This is a genomic window from Polyangium sorediatum, assembly GCF_029946465.1.
In the GTDB taxonomy this organism is placed as follows: domain Bacteria; phylum Myxococcota_A; class Polyangia; order Polyangiales; family Polyangiaceae; genus Polyangium; species Polyangium fumosum.
The window spans coordinates 24,622-45,023 of the sequence record NZ_JARZHI010000081.1 but is presented as its reverse complement, the minus strand read 5'-3'; the positions used below and the strand labels follow the sequence as shown (position 1 = coordinate 45,023).

13 protein-coding genes and 1 pseudogene are annotated in these 20,402 nt (G+C 68.1%); 12 read left to right on the top strand and 2 right to left on the bottom strand.

The window, feature by feature from the left end:
• Window positions 1-2,662: pseudogene (locus QHF89_RS43445) on the bottom strand (tRNA wybutosine-synthesizing protein 4 beta-propeller domain-containing protein); the annotation flags it as partial.
• A gap of 194 nt (window positions 2,663-2,856) precedes the next feature.
• On the opposite strand from QHF89_RS43445, the gene trhA reads away from it, so the two are divergent.
• Complete coding sequence (gene trhA / locus QHF89_RS43440) at window positions 2,857-3,537, top strand: PAQR family membrane homeostasis protein TrhA (RefSeq protein ID WP_136968924.1); 681 nt, start codon at window positions 2,857-2,859, stop codon at window positions 3,535-3,537.
• A gap of 110 nt (window positions 3,538-3,647) precedes the next feature.
• Window positions 3,648-7,349 (top strand): IPT/TIG domain-containing protein, encoded by a 3,702-nt coding sequence (locus QHF89_RS43435; protein WP_284721704.1) that lies wholly within the window; start codon window positions 3,648-3,650, stop codon window positions 7,347-7,349.
• Here the strand turns inward: QHF89_RS43435 and QHF89_RS43430 are convergent.
• Window positions 7,309-8,841: a right-handed parallel beta-helix repeat-containing protein gene (locus QHF89_RS43430; RefSeq protein WP_136968927.1), complete on the bottom strand. Its 1,533-nt coding sequence runs from the start codon at window positions 8,839-8,841 to the stop codon at window positions 7,309-7,311. The genes QHF89_RS43435 and QHF89_RS43430 overlap by 41 nt on opposite strands.
• A gap of 327 nt (window positions 8,842-9,168) precedes the next feature.
• On the opposite strand from QHF89_RS43430, the gene QHF89_RS43425 reads away from it, so the two are divergent.
• From QHF89_RS43425 to QHF89_RS43380, 10 genes are all read left to right on the top strand, one after another.
• A complete protein-coding gene (locus QHF89_RS43425) occupies window positions 9,169-9,582 on the top strand; it encodes a YkgJ family cysteine cluster protein (RefSeq protein ID WP_284721703.1) in 414 nt (137 codons plus the stop codon).
• Between the two features lie 197 nt (window positions 9,583-9,779).
• The gene (locus QHF89_RS43420) at window positions 9,780-11,624 is read left to right on the top strand and encodes a type VI secretion system Vgr family protein (protein ID WP_136968929.1); all 1,845 of its coding nucleotides are present in this window, start codon (window positions 9,780-9,782) and stop codon (window positions 11,622-11,624) included.
• Window positions 11,625-11,633: 9 nt separating this feature from the next.
• On the top strand, window positions 11,634-12,923 hold the full coding sequence (locus QHF89_RS43415) for a PAAR domain-containing protein (protein WP_284721702.1): 1,290 nt from the start codon (window positions 11,634-11,636) through the stop codon (window positions 12,921-12,923).
• Between the two features lie 16 nt (window positions 12,924-12,939).
• Window positions 12,940-13,854, top strand: a complete 915-nt coding sequence (locus QHF89_RS43410) for a DUF4123 domain-containing protein (RefSeq protein ID WP_136968930.1) — start codon at window positions 12,940-12,942, stop codon at window positions 13,852-13,854.
• Window positions 13,855-13,857: 3 nt separating this feature from the next.
• Entirely contained in the window at window positions 13,858-15,249 is a 1,392-nt protein-coding gene (locus QHF89_RS43405) for a hypothetical protein (RefSeq protein ID WP_136968931.1), read from the top strand.
• Between the two features lie 30 nt (window positions 15,250-15,279).
• On the top strand, window positions 15,280-15,792 hold the full coding sequence (locus QHF89_RS43400) for a type III secretion system chaperone (protein ID WP_136968932.1): 513 nt from the start codon (window positions 15,280-15,282) through the stop codon (window positions 15,790-15,792).
• A 20-nt stretch (window positions 15,793-15,812) separates the two neighbouring features.
• Window positions 15,813-18,383 (top strand): type VI secretion system tip protein TssI/VgrG, encoded by a 2,571-nt coding sequence (gene tssI, locus QHF89_RS43395; protein WP_136968933.1) that lies wholly within the window; start codon window positions 15,813-15,815, stop codon window positions 18,381-18,383.
• 6 nt (window positions 18,384-18,389) lie between these two features.
• Window positions 18,390-18,695, top strand: coding sequence for an immunity protein Tsi6 family protein (locus QHF89_RS43390; protein ID WP_136968934.1), 306 nt, complete (start codon window positions 18,390-18,392; stop codon window positions 18,693-18,695).
• Window positions 18,680-19,705, top strand: a complete 1,026-nt coding sequence (locus QHF89_RS43385) for a WD40 repeat domain-containing protein (protein ID WP_136968935.1) — start codon at window positions 18,680-18,682, stop codon at window positions 19,703-19,705. Before QHF89_RS43390 ends, QHF89_RS43385 begins: the two co-directional genes overlap by 16 nt.
• Window positions 19,702-20,346 (top strand): hypothetical protein, encoded by a 645-nt coding sequence (locus QHF89_RS43380; RefSeq protein ID WP_136968936.1) that lies wholly within the window; start codon window positions 19,702-19,704, stop codon window positions 20,344-20,346. The genes QHF89_RS43385 and QHF89_RS43380 overlap by 4 nt, the downstream gene beginning before the upstream one ends.
• Window positions 20,347-20,402 lie beyond the last annotated feature (56 nt).

The following is a 20,402-nucleotide window of genomic DNA, read 5'->3' as shown; positions in this document are numbered from 1 at the left end:
CGCCGCCATTGCCGCCATTGCCGCCCGCGCCGCCGGCTCCGCCCGCGCCGCCATTGCCGCCCGAGCCGCCGGCTCCACCCGCGCCGCCATTGCCACCCGCGCCGCCGGCTCCGCCCGCACCGCCGGAGCCGCCCGCGCCGCTCGGATCCATCATGCACGCACCGTCGACGCACACGCCACCCGGGCACGGCGTGCCATCGGGCTTCGCGGGGTTCGAGCACATGCCGCTCATTGCATTGCAGGTGCCGGCCTCATGGCATGCGTCGAGCGGCGCGCATTCGACCGGGGCCATACCTGTGCACACGCCGGCCGTGCATTGATCGGTTTTCGTGCACGCGCTTCCGTCATCGCACGCGCTGCCGTCCGCTTTCGCGGGATTCGAGCACATGCCGCTCGCCGGATTGCAGGTGCCCGCCTCGTGGCATGCGTCGAGCGGCGCACACTCGACGGGGGCCATGCCCGTGCACACGCCGGCCGCGCATTGATCGGTCTTCGTGCACGCATTGCCGTCGTTGCACGCGCTGCCATCCGCTTTCGAGGGATTCGAGCATACGCCGGTCATGGGATTGCACATGCCCGCGATGTGGCATGCGTCGAGGGGCACGCACACGATGGGGCTGCCGGGCGAACACGCGCCGCTCATGCACGTATCGTTCTGCGTGCATGCGTTGCCATCGTTGCAGCCCGTGCCGTTCGGCTGCGCGGCATCCACGGGGCAGGTCGTCGCGACGCCATTGCACGTCTCGGGCGCGTCGCACGCAGACGCAGCCGCTCGGCACGTCGTGCCCGCGGCGATCGGGGTGCAGAGGCCCTGCGCCCCCGGGACGTTGCACGCCTGGCAGTCGTTCGCGGCGCCCCCACCACACGCGGAGTCGCAGCAATATCCATCGACGCAGAGCCCGTTCGCGCAGTCCGCCGCACCATTGCATGCGATCGGGGTCGTCGAGGTATAGATCTCGGCGTTCGCCGTGTAGAGCACGTTCGGCGGATCGCCGCCGGCGACGAGCACGGAGCCATTTTGCAGCAGGGTCGCCGTGTGGTAGCCGCGGGCGAGGCCGAGCGATGCGGTCGTGGACCACGCGCCGGTGCTCGGATCGTAGAGCTCGGCGCTCGTCAGGGACGAGGGGCCGACGCCGCCCGCGACGAGCACCTTGCCCGTGGGCAGGAGCGTCATGCTGTGCGCGTAGCGGCCTTTGACCAGGGAGCCGGTGAGCATCCACGCGTTCGTGGCAGGATCGTAGAGCTCGCAGAAGGCTTGGGAATCGGTGTTGCCGCAGGTGAGCGCCTTGCCATTGCCGAGGAGCACCGCCGTATTGTAGGCATGCGCCACGTCGAGCGGGCCCGTGAGGCTCCAGGTGTTCATCGCCGGATCGTAGGCCTCCGCGGTCAACGAGGCGCCCGAGAGGCCCGCGCCGCCGATCGCCAGCACCTTTCCGCTCGCCAGCGTGACGAGCGCGTGCGCCTCGCGCGGATAATTCATCGCGGGGCCGGCCGACCAGGCATTCGTGGCCGGATCGTACAGCTCGGTCGAGGCGTTGGCGCCGCCCGTGACGAGCACGCGGCCATTGGCGAGGAGCGCGGCGCGATGCGAGTAACGCGTGATCGACATGACGCCCGCCGGGGTGAACGTGCCCGTCGCGGGATCAAAGGTCTCGGCGGCCGCGAGGCTCCCGAAGATGCTGCTCAGGCCACCCGTGACGAGCACCCGGCCATCGGCGAGCCTCGTCGACGAATGGGCGTACCGCGCATCCTTCATGGAGCCCGTGAAGCTCCACAGGTTCGTCGCCGGGTCATAAAGCTCGGCGAATTTCGTGGCCACGTCGCCGACCGAAAAACCGCCGGTCACGAGGACCTTGCCATTCACGAGCAGCGAGGCCGCGTGGCTCTCGCGCGGCGTGTTCATCGGCGCGATCGTGGTCCACGCGGGATCAACGAGCAGCGCCGCGCCGGGTGGCGGCGCCTCTTCGAGGTAGAGCTTGATCGTCGCGCCGTCGAGCGCGAGGCGCACGCCGATCGGATGACCGCCCTCCGAAAAGGCGCGCGGCGCGGTGACGTGGAGGCGCGCCCGGCCGGCCGGATCGAAGAAATGAATACCCGAAGCATCGTTTCGCGCCTCGGCCCCATCCACGCGCCACGCGCCGATCGCCTCGCCCGGCGCGGCGTGATCGGCCTCGATCACGAGCCATTCCTCGACGCCGCCCGCGCCGGCGACCCAGAGGGCCGTGCCGCCCCGGCGTGGATATGCGACGGCATCATCGACCGTGAATGCGCGGCCGCTCGTGCCTTCTTCGCGCACCAGGATCTCGAAGCCGTCGGGGGCCCGAAAACGTACTGCGCCCTCGCCCTCCCGCGGGAGCGCGACGCTCAGATCGTCCCCTGCGCCGGCCCCCCGGGGCAGGCGCCGACGATAACCGGCCTCGTCGGCTTCGAAGGGAGACGACCGAAGCACCTCCCCGACCTGCCCGGGAAACTGCGCTCGAAGGTTCGCGCGGAGCGGCTCGGCGGCCGCATCCTCCGGCTCGGGGAGGGACGCGCCGGGCATCTCCGTGGCCTCGTTGCCTTCGCAAGCCCCGAGCGCGACGAGCGCCATTACAAACGATGAAAATCCCCACCAGCGTGCATACGATCGTTGCCTCTCCCCTCGAACCTTCGCTTCGTGCATGGCGCGGACCCTACCCACCGGCGGCGATCTCGTCAATGAGGGTCGCCCGAGCAAGCGTGAAGCCATGGCATTTGCGGTCACTTTTTGGTCATGATCGCCCCAGCAACACGTGACCGTTTGCGCCTTGCCTACGCGTTCCTATCCACGTTACCTTCGGCGAAACGCGTAGCCGCTGACCCAGAGAAGGCCCCCGCATGAACGACGACTTGCTTGCATCGCCTGCGAACGGCTTCGAACCCCATTCCGAGAAGCCCCGGCTCCGGGGCGTCATCCACCAGTGGGCGGCCGTGGTCGCGCTCGTCGCGGGGGTGGCGCTCGTATGCATCACCGCCGGGATGCGCCGCTCGGTGGCCGCCGGGGTCTACAGCCTCAGCCTGCTCACCCTCTTTTCGGTCAGCGCGACGTACCACCGCGTCAACTGGAGCCCGCAGGCGCGCCTGCGGATGCGTCGCCTCGACCACGCGGCCATCTTCGTCCTCATTGCGGGCACGTACACGCCCGTCGCCTTGATCGCCCTGGGCCCCGGGGACGGGACGAGGCTTTGCACATTGGCGTGGGCGTGTGCCGCCGTCGGCATCCTCAAATCGGTCTTCTGGTCCGGATCGCCGAAATGGGTGACCGCCGCCATCGCCGTCGCCGCCGGCTGGTGCATCGTGCCGTTTCTGAGCGCCGTGGGGCGCGCCCTCGATACCACGCAGTTCGTTCTGCTCTTCGGCGGAGGCATCGTTTACACCGCCGGCGCCCTGGCCTACGCATCGAGGCGCCCGAACCCCGTCGTCGGCGTCTTCGGCTACCACGAGGTCTTCCACGCCTGCACCGTCATTGCCGCCGCGATGCACTTCGCCGCCGTCGTGAAGATCGTTCGCGGGGCCTGACGATCCTGTCAGAGGGTTGACGGATCGCCGCTCCCCTCCCCTCTTTCGCAGCGCGGGCTCCCGCTCTATCCTCCTCGATTCTTCCCCTTTCATCACAGGAGGAGCTCGCCATGCGTTTCCGCGCGAAAAGCCGACTCTCGATTGCGTTCCTGATCAGCCTCCCGCTCGCCGCCTTCGCGACGGGCTGCTCCGACGACTCGTCGGCGACCACCGGCACGACAAACCCCGCGGGCAGCGGCGGTGCGGGCGGCAACGGCGGAATCGGCGGCAACGGCGGCAACGGCGGCAACGGAGGCATGGGCGGCGGCGGCATGGGCGGCGCCGGCGGCTCCGGTGGACAGGAAGAGATGCGCGGCCCGGTCTCGTTCACCACGATGCCGGTGCTCGTCGCGCGCATCGGGGACCCGTACGTGTACGCGTCGCAGGCCGTTCAGGAAAACGCCCTTCCCGGCGACACGATCACCTACACGCTCGCGACCAAGCCAGACGGCATGCAGGTCGACCCCGCGACGGGCGCAGTCACGTGGACGCCCGCCGCCGGCCAGGAAGGGCCGCAGACCGTCTCGCTCGTGGCCACGGGCCCCGACGGGCAAAACGCGAAGCAGGACTACACGATCGAGGTCGAGCCGGCCGTCAACATCCTCGGCATGCAACCGGCCGCCGGCAGCGCCGCGGGCGGCGAGCTCGTCACGATCAGCGGCTATGGCTTCGTCGGCACCATCGGCGTCCTCTTCGGCAACGTCCCGGCCGCCGACGTCATGGTCCTCGACGACGGCACGCTCAGCGTCACCACGCCCGCCGCCGTCGCCCGCACCCGCATCGTCACGGTCACCCTCAACGGCCAGCCCCAAGCCACGTTCTCCCCGGGCTTCACCCACCTGCCCGTCGCCGCGTCGACCGACGTCACGCAGGCTAAGCTCTCCTCCACGCTGAAGGTCCAGGGCCTCGGCTTCGATCCGGCGTCCGTCGAGGCAAACCAGCTCGCGATCCCGGGCCGCAGCGGTACGCGCCGCAAGATCGTCACGAACCAGGCGGGCTCCGGCGACCTCGCCTTCGCGCTCGGCGTCGGCAACTCCGAGTCCACGCTCGCGACCGGCGCCGTCGCGATCGAGATCAACGGCCTGCGCTCGAACTGGCTCCCCCTCACGATCACCGACGCGTCGATCCCCGCCGAGCTCGCGGTCACGGGCTTCGACGCGGCCCACGCGCCCGGCGAGAGCCTCACCCTCACCGGCGCCGGCTTCGTCGGCCTTCAGCCCGCGGACCTCGCCGTCACCTTCTCCGGCGCCGCCGCGCCCGCGACCGTCACCTCGATCAACGCGGCCGGCACGCAGGTCGTCGTGACCGTCCCCGCGGACGCCGTCACCGGCCCGATCCAGCTCGCCGCCACGGGCCGCTTGCCCGCGCGGAGCTACGTCGCCGCCACGATCACGGGCAGCACGCCCGTGCTCTCCGTGCTCGACACGACCCCGGCCGGCGGCGCGCCCGGCAGCGCGCTCGTCCTCCGCGGCACGGGCTTCGCCGCGGGCGCCGCGATGAACAAGGTCACCTTCGACGGCGTGGAGGCCGTCGTCCTCTCGGCCGAGCCGAATCGGCTCGTCGTCGAGGTCCCGACGGTCGACTTCGGCCCGGCCGAGATCTTGATCGATTCGGCCGGACAAACCACGAACGCCGGCGTCTTCGGCGTCACGGGGGAGTACACGATCCTCGCCGGCGGCGGCCCCGAGGAGACCGAGATCGGCGACGGCGGGGATCCCTTGCTCGCCTCTCTCGAAGGCGAGTTCGTCACGACCGACGCGGCCAACAACTATTACATCGCCGATCGCAAGCGCGTCCGCGTCCTCAACAACGGCGCCGCGCCCGTCACGATGTTCGGCAAGACGATCCAGCCGAAGACCATCCAGACCGTCGCGCAGGCGCCCGAGGGCGTCGCCGCCGTCGCGATCCACCCCGTCACGCAGGACGCGTATTTCGCCACGGGCTTCCGCATCTTCCGCGCCAAGCGCACCGACGGCACCGTCACGGACTACGCCGGCACCGCGTCGAGCGGCAACGGCGGCAACGGCGGCAACCGCCTGAGCGCGAGCTTCAACGGCATCAGCGACCTCGCCTTCACGGCCGACGGGGCCATCCTGCTCGTCGCGGACAACAACAACGGCACGATCCGCGCGATCAACACCACGGGCACGGCCACGACGGCCTGGGGCGTCACGATCGCGGCCGACGCGGTCGAACAAATCGCGAACATCGGCGCCGTCAACCCGCTCACCGTGACGCTCGACGCCGAGAACAGCATCTACACGACGACGTCGCTCCAGGTCCGCAAGATCCCTGCGACTCGACCGCCGGTGGGCGATCCGATGTACGTCGAGAGCGTGCACCTCGCGGGCGGCGGCAACAATTCGAGCCTGCCCGCCGAGGGCTGCCCTGCGATCACCACGTCGCTCGGCATCAACCGCGGCGCCGTCGTCGATCCCATCCGCGGCGACCTGCTCCTCGGCAGCCGCCACGGCCTCGTGCGCCGCGTTCGACCTGCGGGCGGCAGCCAAGCGACGGCGCTCGACGAGAACGACTGCGTCGATTTCGTCGCCGGGAGCTGGACCGCCGGCAAGGCCATCCCGAACGCCGGATATGCGGGCGACGGCGGCCCCGCCAAGAGCGCCGCGTTCGCGCTCTTCTCGCGCCCCTTCGTCGATCGAAACGGCTCGCTCCTCGTCCTCACCGAGGGCCGCCTGCGCCGCGTCCTCTTCGACGCCGCGGGCAATCCCGGCCTCGTCGAGGCCGTCGCCGGCATCGGCCCGAGCAAGGTCGACAATCTCCCCGGGCTCTCGCTCCGCGCGCTGAACAGCCTGAGCTCCATCCGCGTCGACGCGGCGAACAACCGTTACGTCTACACCTCGGATGCGCGCGTCGTGGCGCACGATCGCACGACGAACCTGCTCTCGCCCCTCGCGGGCACGGGCTACACCGGCAACACCATCGGCCCGAACGGCATGGCTACGGCCTCCGATCTCGCCACCCTGCGCGGCGTCGAGGTCGCGGGCGGCGCGCTTTATCTGCTCGAAGCGAGCTTGCCGCGCGTCGCGAAGGTCGACCTCGCGACGGGCCTGCTCTCCGTCGTCGCGGGCGACGGCCGCGCCGCCACGACGGCCGAGCAGCAGGCCGCGGGCGTCGCCGCGACCTCGCGCGTCGCCATCAACACGGGCGCGGGCAAGGCCGTCGTCGGCCCGAGCGGCGCGCTCTACTTCGCCGATTCGAACTACCTCCGCATCATCAACATCACGAACCAGCCCCTCACCACCTTCGGCGTCACGCTCCAGCCCGGCTACATCGACGATGTTCCGCTCAGCCTCGGCCCGAACATCAGCGGCGTCGCCTTCGCGCCGAACGGCGATCTTTACGTGGCCTCGTACGATTCGAACGCCGTGCGCCGCATCCCCGCGGCGGGCCCCTTCACGGCGGAAAACGTCATCACCGGCGACAGCCAGCGGTATGGCGTCGCCAAGCCCGGCGCCCTCGCCGACCTGCGCCTCAACCGCCCGAGCGACCTCACCTTCCTGCCCACGGGCGAGCTCGTCATCGCGAACGATTTCGGCCACACGCTCGTCGTCGTCGAGCCCGACGCGAATGGCACGATCGGACCTTCGAGCCTCTTTGCACACGTCTTTGGCAGCGGCGCGCCGGGCCGCCTCGCGAGCGAGGGCGCGCCGCCCCTCTCCGTCGCGCCGCGCGGCGTCCGCGCCGTCACCGTCGACGGCAAGGACCTCGTCCTCATCGCTGGTGAGCGCGTGGTTCGACTGGCGACGCCTTGATCTCCGGGGCCTCCGAGGGCGCCACCTCGCAGGCCCCGATGCTGTGCCCCTTCTCCCGCCGCATGCGTGATTTCCCCATGAAATCCCGGTGGTCGTCCACCGGATCCGCCGTCGCGGCCCGCGCCGCCGGCGACGCGGGCAAGAGCGTGTAATCGCCCCGCGACGGATCCACGAAGAGCCGCGCGAGCGGCAGGGAGAGCGATTGCCCGTCCTTGCCGAGCTGCTTTCGCCAATCGGAGAGCGACCGCACCTGTTCCCCGATGGCCACCCGATCGAGGACATTTCCGTCGCTCTCCACGAGCTTCGCGTCTTTCTCCGTCACGAGCTCGAGCCCCGCGCGGCGGGCGTCGCGGTGGAACAGGATGTTGTTCCGCACCACGTTCGGCCCCGTGCTCAATCGGAGCTGCAGCGCGTTTCGCGCCCCCTCGGGCATCACCACCGTGTTGTGCACGATCGAGAGCCCCTTTGGACCGGCGCGCCCGTCCCCGTCTTCCTCCGCGTCCTGCTCCATTCCGTCGGCGTCGCCGAAGGCCACGATGCCCGACGCTGCATTGTCGTAGAGCACGTTCCCCTGCACGATCGAGTCCTGCACGCCGTCGAGGTTGATCCCCGCGCCTTTCCGCTTCTTGTTGTTCGCGAGCGCGCCCCCGCCGTTGCCGAAGATCAGGTTTCGCTCGATCGCGGCGCCGGTCACGAGCCCGTCGGCCACGCCATCGTAAAAACTCTTGCCGTACTTGTCCGTCTCGGGCCGCTCGCGCATGTCGGCGTTGATCTGGACGCCGCAGCCGTCGTTTTCGCGCAGCACGTTCGCGCGGATCGCGGGCCTGTCGCCGCTGTTCGACAGATAGATCCCGTGCTCGCGTCGGCTCCGCCGGATCTCGTTGTTCTCGACCGTCATGTCGTCCACGAACGACGAAAAGATCCCCCACCGCCCGTTGTCGAGGAACGTCCCGTTCCGGATCGTCACGTTCGTCCCGTAAAACACGGCCACCGCGGCGCGCGGCGCGCCGGACGACGAGAGCCCGTCGAGGACGACGTGGTGGGATTTCCGAAGAATGATGTTGTCCCGACAAGCATTCTGGTTCTTGCAATTCGGGTCCGGGCGGACGACCGCGCGCCTGCCGACCGCGAAGATCGTGATGGGCCGGCCCGGCTCGCCTCGCAGCCCGTCCGCGGTGAAGCGCGCATATTCTCCGTCTTCCACGAGCAGCACGTCGCCCGGCGCCGTCGCGAGGGAAATGCCTCGCTGGATCTCCCGGCACGGATTGCGCTCCGAGCAATCGTTCGCGTCTTTCCCCGACGGCGACACCCGGAATCGCCGCCCGCCCGGGGGCGGGGCCGGCCTCGCCTTCACGGGCCCGACGGACGCGAGGCTCTGCATTCGCGGCGGCCCGGACAGCGCCTCGGCCGACGTGCCGCGATCCTCGGGCGAAGCCGGGCGCGAGCACGCAAGCAGCAAGACAAGCGGAGCGGCGCCCAAGAAAACCCGCATGAACAGCACCTCCGCGTGAGTTCACGAAAGGTAGCGCCCGCATTCGACCCCGCCACGGCGAATTGAGAGACTACACACATTCCTGGCCGCTCCGGACACGCGGGAGACCGCCCCGAGCGGGATGGGTTCGTCCCGAGCGGGGTTTGGGGGCGCAGCTCGGCTTGTCCGAGCGTGGCCCCACGCGTTGAATGCGTGGTCATGCTCACGTCGCCTGCCTGGACGAACCCCTGCAGACCCCTCGACCTGGGCCTTCGATGCGCCTAGACTCGCGCCGCCTCGTCAGGGGACGCGGCATCCAACCAATTCCAATTCTCCCTGGAGTCAGCCGTGGCCGCCGGACGAACGCGCGTTCAATACGATTGCAACAAGTGCGTGGCATTTTGCTGCTCCATCTACGAGCGCGTCGAGGTGACGGCCCGGGACGTCAAGCGTCTCGCCTCCCATTTCGGCCTCACCCGCGAGGCCGCCGAAAAGCGCTTCACGGTGCACCGCTTCGGCGGCCGCATCCTCCGCCGCAAGAAAGATCCTTTCTTCGGCAAGGCCTGCAAATTCCTCCACCCCGACACGCGCGGCTGCACCATCTACGAAGGCCGCCCGCAGGCCTGCCGCGAATACCCCGGCCAGAGCCGCTGCGGGTACCACGACGTCCTCCAATTCGAACGCGAAATCCAGAACGACCCCACCATCGTCCCCATCGTCCGCCTCACGTTCAAGAAACAGCTCCGCGACGCGGCCCGCTGATCCAGCCGATCCCTTTGCCGCCTCGGCATGCGGGACCACGGCCTCCGCGTGATGGCGGGCCCGGCCACGCCCACCTACACCACCGGCAGCATTTTTCACGGCAAGCGCCTTCCACCGGCATGACGCGGGGTGTCGATATGCCTTTGCGTGGCCCGGCCCTCTTGCATGTCTCGCCCGCCTTTTCGTAGGCTGGGCCAATGGCGATCCTCGATCTCTCCTTCGAGTCCGGCGAGCAGAGCCTCTCGGTGCGGCACTTCTCGGTGCACGAGGGCATCTCGACGCTCTTCAGCGCCAACGTCGTCGCGCGCTCGCCGAAGGAGGACATCGACCTCGAATCGCTCGTCGGCAAGGCCGGCGGCCTGCTCGCGATTGGCAACTTGAACGTGCCGCGCGGCTGGACCGGCGTCGTCAGCCACGCCGAGCAGATCGACGTCGAGCCGCCGACGGGCACCTCGCTCGGGCTCTCCACCTACCTCGTCCGGATCGTGCCCACGATGTGGCTGCTCACGCAGCGCAAGGGCAACCGCATCTTCCAGAAGATGTCGATCCCCGACATCGTGAAGAAGGTCCTCGGCGAGTACGGCATCGAGCCGAAGATGAAGCTCACCGAGCCGCACCCCGAGCACGAGTACCGCGTCCAATACGGCGAGACCGATTTCGCCTTCGTAAGCCGCCTGCTCGAAGAAGAAGGCATCTCGTACTGGTTCGGCCAGGTCCTGAAGGGCAACAACGTCGCGAGCGAGCTCCACCTCGCCGACGCGCCCACGCGCGGCGAAGCGCGCAAGCCCATCCGCCACGCGGAGAACCCGAACCAGCCGGGCAACAACGAGTGGATCTGCCGCGTCCACCTCGCGCACCAGGTCCGCCCCGGCGCCGCGATGATCCGCGACTACGACTTCGAAAAACCCAAGTTCGTCCTCCGCGGCGAGGCCGAGAAGGCCAAGAAGGAGGACTTCTACGAGCAATACGTCTACGAGCACGGCGCCTTCACCGACGACAAGGAGGGCAAGCGCCGCGCGGACATCCTGCTCGAAGCCGAGCGCCGCACGAAGCGCGTCGTGTCGTACGAGGCGAACGCCTTTGATCTCGCGCCGGGCATCATCTTCAGCATCGACAACCACCCGCGCGAGGATCTCGATCCCGGCAAGAAGCTGCTCGTCCTCGAAGCGATCCACGAAGGCACGCCCGACGGCGAGTGGACGCTCTCCGGCGAGGCCACGTTCATCGACGTGCCGCATCGCCCCGCGCAGCGCACGCCGCGCCCCAAGATCAACGGCCTGCAGAGCGCGTTCGTCGTCGGCCCGAAGGGCGAGGAGATCTACACCGACGAGTACGGCCGCGTGCGCGTGCAGTTCCATTGGGATCGCGACGGCAAGTACGACGAGACCTCGACCTGCTGGATCCGCGTGAGCCAGGGCTGGGCCGGCGCCGCGTACGGCATGATGACGATCCCGCGCATCGGCCAGGAGGTACTCGTCGGCTTCTGGGAGGGCAACCCCGACGAACCCGTCATCGTCGGCCGCCTCTACAACGGCAAGAACCGCGTCCCCTACAAACTGCCCGACGAGAAGACGAAGAGCACCTGGAAGACGAACAGCTCGCCGACGACGGGTGGCTTCAACGAGATCATGTTCGAGGACAAGGCGGGCAAAGAGCTCTTCTTCGTCCAGGCGCAGCGTGATCTCTCGAAGCTCGTCAAGCGCAACGAGACCGAACGCACCGGCGCGAACCGCACGATGGTCGTCGGGGCGAACCGATCGAGCGTCGTCGGCGCCGTCGACACCACGCTCGTCGGATCGAAGTACACGCTCGTCATGGCCAAACCCAAGGATCTCAAGGTCGAGGCCATGGGCAGCCCCGACGTCGAGAAGCAGGAGACCATGATCGAGATGGTCGACGGCAAGATCACGCTGACGACGGGCAAGGCCACCATCGTGCTCGACGGAGCCACGATCACGCTCAAGGCCGACGGGGACATCAACCTCAAGGCCGGCGGCGAAGTCGTCATCCACGGCGGCCCGTTCGTGAAGATCAACTGCTAGGAGCTCGCCATGCCGCAAGCCGCACGCAAAGGTGATCTGACGGTGCACGGCGGCGTGATCGCCGAAGGTTCGCCCGACGTCACCATCGGCGGGATGGCCGCCGCTCGCCTGCTCGACAAACACGTCTGCCCGCTGCACGGCCCTGGGCCCGTCACGCAGACCTCGCTTACGGTCTACATCAACAAGGTCGGCGCTGCGCGCGTGGGCGACGCGTGCACCTGCATGATCCCCTCCACCGCCGTGGGCGGCGGCAGCGCGGACAAACCCGACCGGGCGAAGTGGACTTTCAAGGCGGACGGCGCGTACGCGAAGGAGAACAAGTACGCGACCGACGGCGAGGACTACAGCGAGAAGTCGCTGCGCGACGCCTGGGACAAGGCGAACAACAAGGCCGGCGACAAAGCGATCGATCAGGTCGTGAACGGCCGCGATCCGAAGGACCAGGCGTGGAAGCCCAAGGTCGCCATCGGCGCCAACAAGGAGGTCTGGAGCGCGAGCACGGTCCCGAAGGGCCCCGACGGCAAACCCGTCGACAACTACGCGCAGTTCTTCTCGGGCTCGACGAAGGGTTCGTACGGGGCAACCGCCGAGTTCGAAGGCGTTCGCAACATGAAGGCGAACGCGGGCGGCAAGGCCGAGGTCGAAGGCTCGCTCTTCGCGGCCTCGGGCAAGGCCGGCGACGCGAAGGGCTGGGGCGAGGTCTCCGGCGAAGCGAAGGTCCTCACGGCGAAGGCCGACGCCACCGCGGGCATCCAGGCCGAGGTCAAGGACGGCAAACTCGAGTCGTTTTACGGCGAGGCGGCCGCGGGCGCGGGCGCGTCCGTCGTCGAGGGCAAGGTCGCGGGCAAGAAGACCTTCACGATCCCGCTCGTGAACCTCGACGTCAGCATCGGCGGCGAGGCTTCGGGCGCGCTGCTCACGGCGGAGGCGCGCGCGAGCGCGTTCGCGGGTTACCGCGACGGCAAGCTCCGCATGGGGTTCGGCGCGAAGGTCGGCGCGCTGCTCGCCGGCCTCGGCTTCAAGTTCAACATCGAGATCGGCCCGGCCGAACAGAAGAAGGAGCCCGCGAAGGCGCCCGGCGTCCCCGGCGTCGCGGGCATCGATCCGATCGCGATCGGCTGCATGACCGTGCTCATCGGCGGTGTCCCGCCGCCGTACATCCCTGGCGCGCCTCCGCCCGATCAACCGCCGGGGGTCGTCGTCGACGCGGTCGGCATCCGCAACAAATCCCAGGCGCTGACGCTCAAGGCTGCGAAACGCGCGGCTGCGCCGTTCACGCCCATCAAGTGCGACTTCTGAGGGGGAGCGAGGCGCCATGGACACCGGCATGAACGAGCACGAGTCCCTCCTCGTCACGACCGCGGCCTTCACCGACGACATCGAGCGCCTCGCGCGCGCGGGTCGTCTGTTTGCCGCGGTCGACGCGGCGGACGCGCCGTTCGTCGCGGAAAAGGCGGCGCAAGCCGGCCCCCACGCCGCGGTCTGTCTCTACAAACCCAAGGACGCGAGCGATTGGGCCGACGCCGCGCCGTACCTCTTCCAGGTGGATCTCTCGACCTGGAGCTGGCTGCGCGAGGGCCTCGCCGAAGATCCGAGCCTCTGCATCTTCGCGATCGCCGACACGAACCTCGAAGGCGTGCGGCGGCATTTCCGCCGCTACCTCCTGGTGCAGTCGCCGGCGGGCACGAAGATGAACTTCCGCTTCTACGATCCGCGCGTGCTCGTCACGTGGCTCGACTGCTGCACCCCGCCCGAGCTCGACGATTTCTACGGCCCGGTGAGCGAGTACGGCATCCCCACGGAAGACGGCCTCGGCGCGCTCTTCTGGAAGCGCCGCGTCGAGGGCGCGCCGCGCAGGCGTGAGGATCTCCTCTACAAACTGCGGCCTGGGCAGATGCGCGCCTTCGCGAAGGCCTCGGAGGAGCGCTTCACGGATCGCACGGTGAACTTCCTCCAAGCGCAGTTCCCGGACGCGCGGGAGGAGCCGAGGCCTTCGCTCAAGTACTTCGTCGCCGATCAGATCGATCGCGCGCGCACGCTGCACGGCTTCACGACGGAGCTCGAGCTCGTGACGTACGTGATCACGGCCTGGGCGCTCGGCGGGGATTTCGACACGGCGATGCCGGCCGTGGCGGAGACGCTCGCGGCCAAGCACCTCTCGTCCGGTGACAAGGCCGCGTGGATCTCGGACTTCACGCGCAAGCTTCTTCGTACGCTCGAGGAGACCTGAGTCATGCCTGGTGGCGGTCTATTGCAGAGAGCTTGGGGTGCGGCCTCGAACGCGGCCCAGAAGACGGCCGGCGCCATCACGGGTGGCGCCAAGATGGTCGGCGACGGGATCGTCAGCGGCGCAAAAGCGACCGGCAACGCGGTCGTCAGCGGCGCGAAGGCCGTCGGAAATGCGGCCGTCACCGGCGCGAAGGCCGTCGGAAATGCGGCCGTCACCGGCGCGAAGGCCGTCGGAAATGCGGCGGTCGCGGTCAAGGACGGCGTCAAGGAAGGGGTCCGCGGCGCGACGCGGGCCGTGGCCGACGCCGGCTACAACGCGGTCGGCGCGGGCAAAGACGCGCTCGACTCCGGCGCCAAGCGCGTCAGCGACGCGTATGGGAAGGCCAAGGAGTACTTCACGGGCAAACCCCCTGCCCAGCCTTGCATTGCGTGCACCGGCAAGGACGTCGACCACGACGGCGCGATCTTCGGCTACGTGAACGGCAAATGCGTGCCGCTCACGCAGAAAGGCCAGGAGGTCATGCGGGCCGACATCGAAGCCGCGAAAAAGAGCGGCTACAACCCAAGTTCGCAGACGCATTCGGCCTACGACCCCGATCGGCCCGACGATCCGACGCGGAACACCTCGCAGGCGACGAAGGATTGCTGCGCGAAATGCACCGAGGGCAAACCTCCGCGCACGATCTTCTACGTCAACGGCATCAATACCACGCGCACCACGCATTGCGAGACGCTGAAGCAGCTCGGTGACATGACGTGCGCCACGGTCGTCGGCGTGTACAACGCGACCGAGGGCTTTGCGAAGGACGCACAGCAGACCTCGAAGGATCGGCGCCTCATCCGCGAGGCGGCGGCAGGCAAGAAGGATCTCACGACGGACGGCCGAAACCCCGCCGTGAATACGTTGAGCGACCTCGTCGTGGCCGAGCGTGAATCGGGCCGCCCCGTCGAGATCTTCGCGCACAGCCAGGGCGGCGCCGTCACGAGCCTCGCGCTCTACGACGCGAACAACACGCTGAAGGCGGGCTCTCCCTCGCCGAACGCGGGCCTCGACGAAAACGTCAAGGTCACGAGCTTCGGCTCCGCGGCGCCGCAATGGGTCAGCGGGCCGAAGTACACGCATTACGTGCACGTGAACGACGCGACGCCGATGGTGTTCGGCCTCGGCGACAACCCGAAGAATCACGCGCAATATGCGGGCGGCGGCAACGTCGTCACGTTCTCGGGCGAGCGCGGCCAGGCGGCTGATTTCGAGACGAACGGCAAGAACCTCGACAAGCACTGGCTGCCGGGGATGACCGAATACCACGGCATCGACGACGATCTTTATTTCAAGGCCTACCAGCAGCAGAACCGGAACACCGGCGACACCTGCGGCTGCGGCAAGAACAAGTAAGACGCCGAGGCGGAAGGCAAAGGGACGACGATGGCGACGAACAGCGCGATGCCGCCGGGGCGGGACAGGGCCGAGGCCCTCATGCAGTTCTACGCGCGCAAGGAGAACCGCTACGACGCGGAGCTCGACGCGAACGGGGACATTTCGTTCGGCGAATTCGGCTTCCGGCACGAGCCAGAGAAAGACGCGCTCGTGGCGCGCGCCTTCGTGGCGAAGGCGTGGCGCGACGGCGCGCCCGAGGCGCAGATCGACGCGTTCATGAAGGTCGGCCGCGCGCTCAACGATCCGGCGATCGGCGGGCTCTTCGACCAGGGCGGAGGGTATTTCCACCTCGACCCGGACAAACGCATCTATTTCCTGAAGAAAGACTTCCCGCTCGCCACGACGACGCGGGAGATGCTCGACGAGGGCGTGGAAAAACTCCGGGATCTCGCCGCCACGTGGACGACGCGCTGGTTCGCGCGCGTCGCGGACATCACGCACGGCCGCGCGCTACCGCCCTTGCGCCCCGTGAAGCAAGACGACCCGGACGACACGATCTGACGTAATCGAAGAGGAAGATCATGGCGCTGCTGGAGCTTGCCTTCGAAAACAATGAAGACTCCCTCTCGGTGCGGCATTTCGCCGTCCGGGAGCCGATTTCGGGTTCGTTCGACGTGGGTGTCCTCGCGCGCTCACGATTGCCCGGGCTCGATCTCGAAGGGTTCGTCGGGAGACCCGCGGCGTTCCTGATGATGGGCGGCCCGCTCGCGGGCCCGCGCGCCTGGTCGGGCGTCGCCAGCCACATCCAGATGGTGCAGGCCGAGCCGACGGGCCTCTCGACCTATTTCGTGCGCATCGTGCCGCAGATGTGGCTCCTCCGGCTCCGCAAGCGGAACCGCATCTTCCAGCACATGACGATCCCGGCGATCGTCAAGCAGATCCTCGACGAGTATTCGATCGTCCACCAGATGAAGACGGTCGACGAGCACCAGGAGCACGAGTATCGCGCCCAGTACGAGGAGAGCGATTACGATTTCGTGAGCCGCTTGCTCGAAGAAGAGGGCATCTCCTACTGGTTCAAGCAGGTCGGCGGCGGCAACGCCGGCACGTACACGACCGAGCTCATCCTTTCGGACAAACCCGAGGCGGGCGAGGAGCGCCCCACCCTGCCCTTCGTGTATGCGCCGAACCAGGACGCTCGCAAGGAGTTCGTCCGCAACGTCAAGGTCTCGCACCGCATTCGCCCCGGCGCGGCGAGCTTCCGCGATTACGATTTCGTGCGCCCCGATTTCCACCTCCTCGGCGACGCCGAGAAGGCGTCGAAGCCGGAAGACTTTTACGAGCTTTACCGGTACACGCCCGCCGGGCTCGTCAAGGATCGGCGCGAGCAGCCGCGCGTGCCGGCCGATCCCGAGGGCAAGCTCGTCGCCGACATCGACCTCGCGGCTGCGCGCCGCGGCAAGCGCGAGCTCCAGTTCGATTCGAACGCGTACGACCTCGCGCCGGGGCTGCTCTTCAAGGTGGAAAGCCACCCGCGCAGCGACGTCTCGGCGGGCCGCTTCCTCTGCACCGAGGTCAGCGTCGAGGGCACGCACGACGGCGAATGGACGCTCTCCGGGTATGCGGCGTTCGTCGAGGAGAAGACGCGGTTCCGGCCGATGAAGGTCACGCCGAAGCCCGTCGTCGAGGGCGTCGAGAGCGCGATCGTCGTGGGCCCGAAGGGCGAGGAGATCCACACCGACGAGCACGGCCGCGTCCGCGTGCAATTCCACTGGGATCGCGACGGCCAATACGACGACCAATCGTCCTGCTGGATTCGCGTGAGCCAGGGCTGGGCCGGCGGCGCGTTCGGCATGATCGTGCTGCCGCGGGTGAGCCAGGAGGTCTTGATCGCCTTTCTCGAAGGGGATCCGGATCAGCCCGTCCTCCTCGGCCGCGCCTACAACAAGGTCGCGCCCGTGCCCTTCAACCTCCCCGAGCAGCGGACGGTGAGCACGTGGAAATCGCAGTCCTCGCCGAAATCCGAGGGCTGGAACGAGATCACCTTCGACGACGCCGCGGGCAAGGAGGTGCTCTACATGCAGGCCCAGCGAAACCTCTCGAAGCTCGTCAAGGCGAACGAGAACGAGCGGACGGGCGCGAATCGCTCGATCTTCGTGGGCGCGAACCGCAGCTCCTTCATCGGCGCCGTCGACAACACCATGGTCGGCCAGCGCAGCGTCGCCGCCATGGTCGAGTTCCGGGAGAAAGACCCGGACAAACCGAACGAGCCGACGATGGTGCTCAAGGAGACGATGATCGAGACGATCCACCCGAAGATCTCGCTCACGACGGGCAAGGGCACGAGCATCATCGACGACGCGAACATCAACCTGCTCGCCGATCGCAACGTCGTCCTGAAATCGGGCAAGGACGTCATCATCGAGGGCAAACACGTCTACATCAACACGAAGAGCGTGCCGGGCAAGGCGCCCAAGGTCGAGGGCAGCGCGAGCGACGGCGCGCGCAGGCCCCAGGGCCGCACGCTCGGCGCGGTGCTGGAGACGTTTGGCCAGCCAAAGTCCAAGGCCGTGCGCCTCGCGATGCAGCGCCAGGTCATCGGCTTCCGCCCGCCGACGCCGCAGATGTTCAAGATCGCCGCGGCCAAGGGGAACAGCGTCGAGCAGATCGCCGCCCGGAAGAAGGTCGCCCTCCATTTCTACAAGGACATGGGCCAGAAGTTCGACAAGGCCCTGAAGAAGGTCCGCAATTACAAGTACCCGGAGGAGATCAACGAGATCCTGAGCCACATGCGGGGCATCGATTTCAAGGAGCCCCTCTCCGTGGGCCCGCCCCCGCCCGCGCCGAAGCGGCTCACGCAATGGCAGGTCCCAGACGGGTTCAAGGGCAATTATTTCGCAAGCTCCATGGCAACGCCGCCCGACCTTGGCATTGGCAAGCTCGGGACGAAGCAGGATGGCACGGTCGTCGAGAAGATCGCGAAGCCGTACGCCATTCCCCCGTCGACGCCCTACCTGAAGACCACGGCGGCGAAGATCCTCGACACGTGGAGCGTGCAGAACAAGCCGTCGATGACCCCGGGCGGCATGGCCCAGTATTACATCGGCGACAACTCGAACATCCTCGAAATCGGCGCGAAGCCAGCCGCCTGATCCTGCATGAACCGTCCGATCGACAGCCGGAAGGAGTTTTTCGAAGTCCTCGAGCAGACGCGGATCGAAGCCGAGGCGCGCTTCCAGCGGGCGCCGCGCTCCGCCCTGTACGAATCCATCGCTCGCCAGCTCGCCGCCATGCAATCGATGACGGAGAGCGGCCGCACGCCCACCGAGGACGAGCGAGAGTCCATCACGATCGGCCTCCTCGCCGCCCGCGAGCTCGAGCCGGCGCAGGATCCGGACCTCGTTGATTTCATCGAACGCCTGCACGAGCTCAACGGATATTTCACGGCATGGCCACCCAACTAGCCGGACTCCGCTACCAGCACCGCACGTTCCACGCGCCCGTGCCCAGCGACGCCGTCCTGCGGCTCTGCCGGCTCGCGCCCTCCGGCCAACGTATCGCCTTCGTCCGCGAGGACGGCCCCGAGGGACAAACCGGCATCTGGATCGGCGAGCTCCACAATGCCCATTCGGCCCGGCTCCTCGTCCCGTTCAAGCCCGGCCGTGTCGAGGATCTCGCGTTTTCCCCCGACGGCTCGCACATCGCGTATCGTGTCGCGCCGCTGCTCGGATTCGGCGCGCGCGGCACCATCGGCTGGGCGAGCGCCGATGCGCCGGGCGAGATCCGGCGCGTGGAAGGCACGGGGGTTGGCTTTACACCCGGCGGCAAAGCGATCCTCGTCGCGGATCCCTACCGCAAGGTGCTTCTCCGGTATGCGCTCGACGAGGAAGAGCCGCGCGAGCTCGGCCCCTTCGAGGACGACGCCGATCCCTCGTTCCCTGCGCAGATCGTGGTCTCCCCCGACGGCGAGCACATCGTGTACACGGCCGGGCGCGACGGCGAGGAGGTCTCCGAGGTCTGGCTCGTCAAGCGCGAAAACAGCGCGGTCGTGACCACGATCCTCACGGAGATCCCCGGCGGGAACGTCCACATCTTGCCTTTCTGGTCGCCCAAGGGCACGACGCTCGGCCTCTTCTGCGTGCACGAGGACCAGGAGAAGACCGCGCTCATCGTCGTCCCGCGCCTCGAAGGCGAAGGCCAGGTCCTCTACGAGAGCAGCTACCTCGACCCGGCGCGGACGCCCACGTTCACGCACGCGGCCCGCTCCATCGCGTTCTTCCGCACGGAAAAGCCCGGCGACGAGGAGCGCCTGGGGACCAGCCGCCTCGTCCTGCTCGACGTCAAGCGCGAGACCTTCGCCGCCCTCGCCGAGCCGGACGAGGTGTTCGGCGCGCCCCGCTTGTTCGATGACCGCTCGATCGCCGTCGACGGCGAGGGCCTCGCGCACCTCTTCGTATTCGACGATCCGTTGTGACGAAGGTGCTAGACTCGACTCCAGCGAAGGAAGAGTTCGACATGGCGCTCGACGATCCGGATCTCCCGACCCAAGGTGTCTTCCCGAACGAGGAAGAGCTGAAGGATTGCATCACCGTCACGGTCCGGCAGCCGCGCTCGGATCTTGATTTCAGCATTCTCCTGCCCGACGGCTGGTATCAGCAGCCCGCGCCGATCGATAAGATCGACTTCTCCCAGGAGTCGGAGTTCGTCCCGCTCGCGCTCTTCAGCGCGGCGAAGGAGATGCTGCCGCCCATCCTCTTCACGGTCGGCGTCCGCCCTGCGCCGAAGAAGGGCAACGTGGCCGAATGGCTGGAGCGGCAATGTTATCTCCAGCAGCTCGCGCTCGAGCGCATCAAGCTCAACAAGTTCCCGTTCGGCTGGGCCGCGGAAGCGGTCGCGCTGCAGGCGAGCGAGTTCGGCAAGCTCAAGCTGCGCATCACGATGTTCGAGGACGGCAATCGCCTCTTCGCGCTCATCGGAATGGCGCCGCTCGACGTGTGGGACGTGTGGGTCGTCCCGCTCGGCCTCTGCGTCAATACCTTCGAGCTCCTCGAGCCCAAGGGGCAAAGCGCGCCGCTCGCGCCCAAGTACGAAGATCCCAAGCCGGAAGGCGAGTAGCCCCGGCGGGGGGTCCGCGGCCCCCGGGGCGCGTCGGGCACGGAATGGGCATTGCC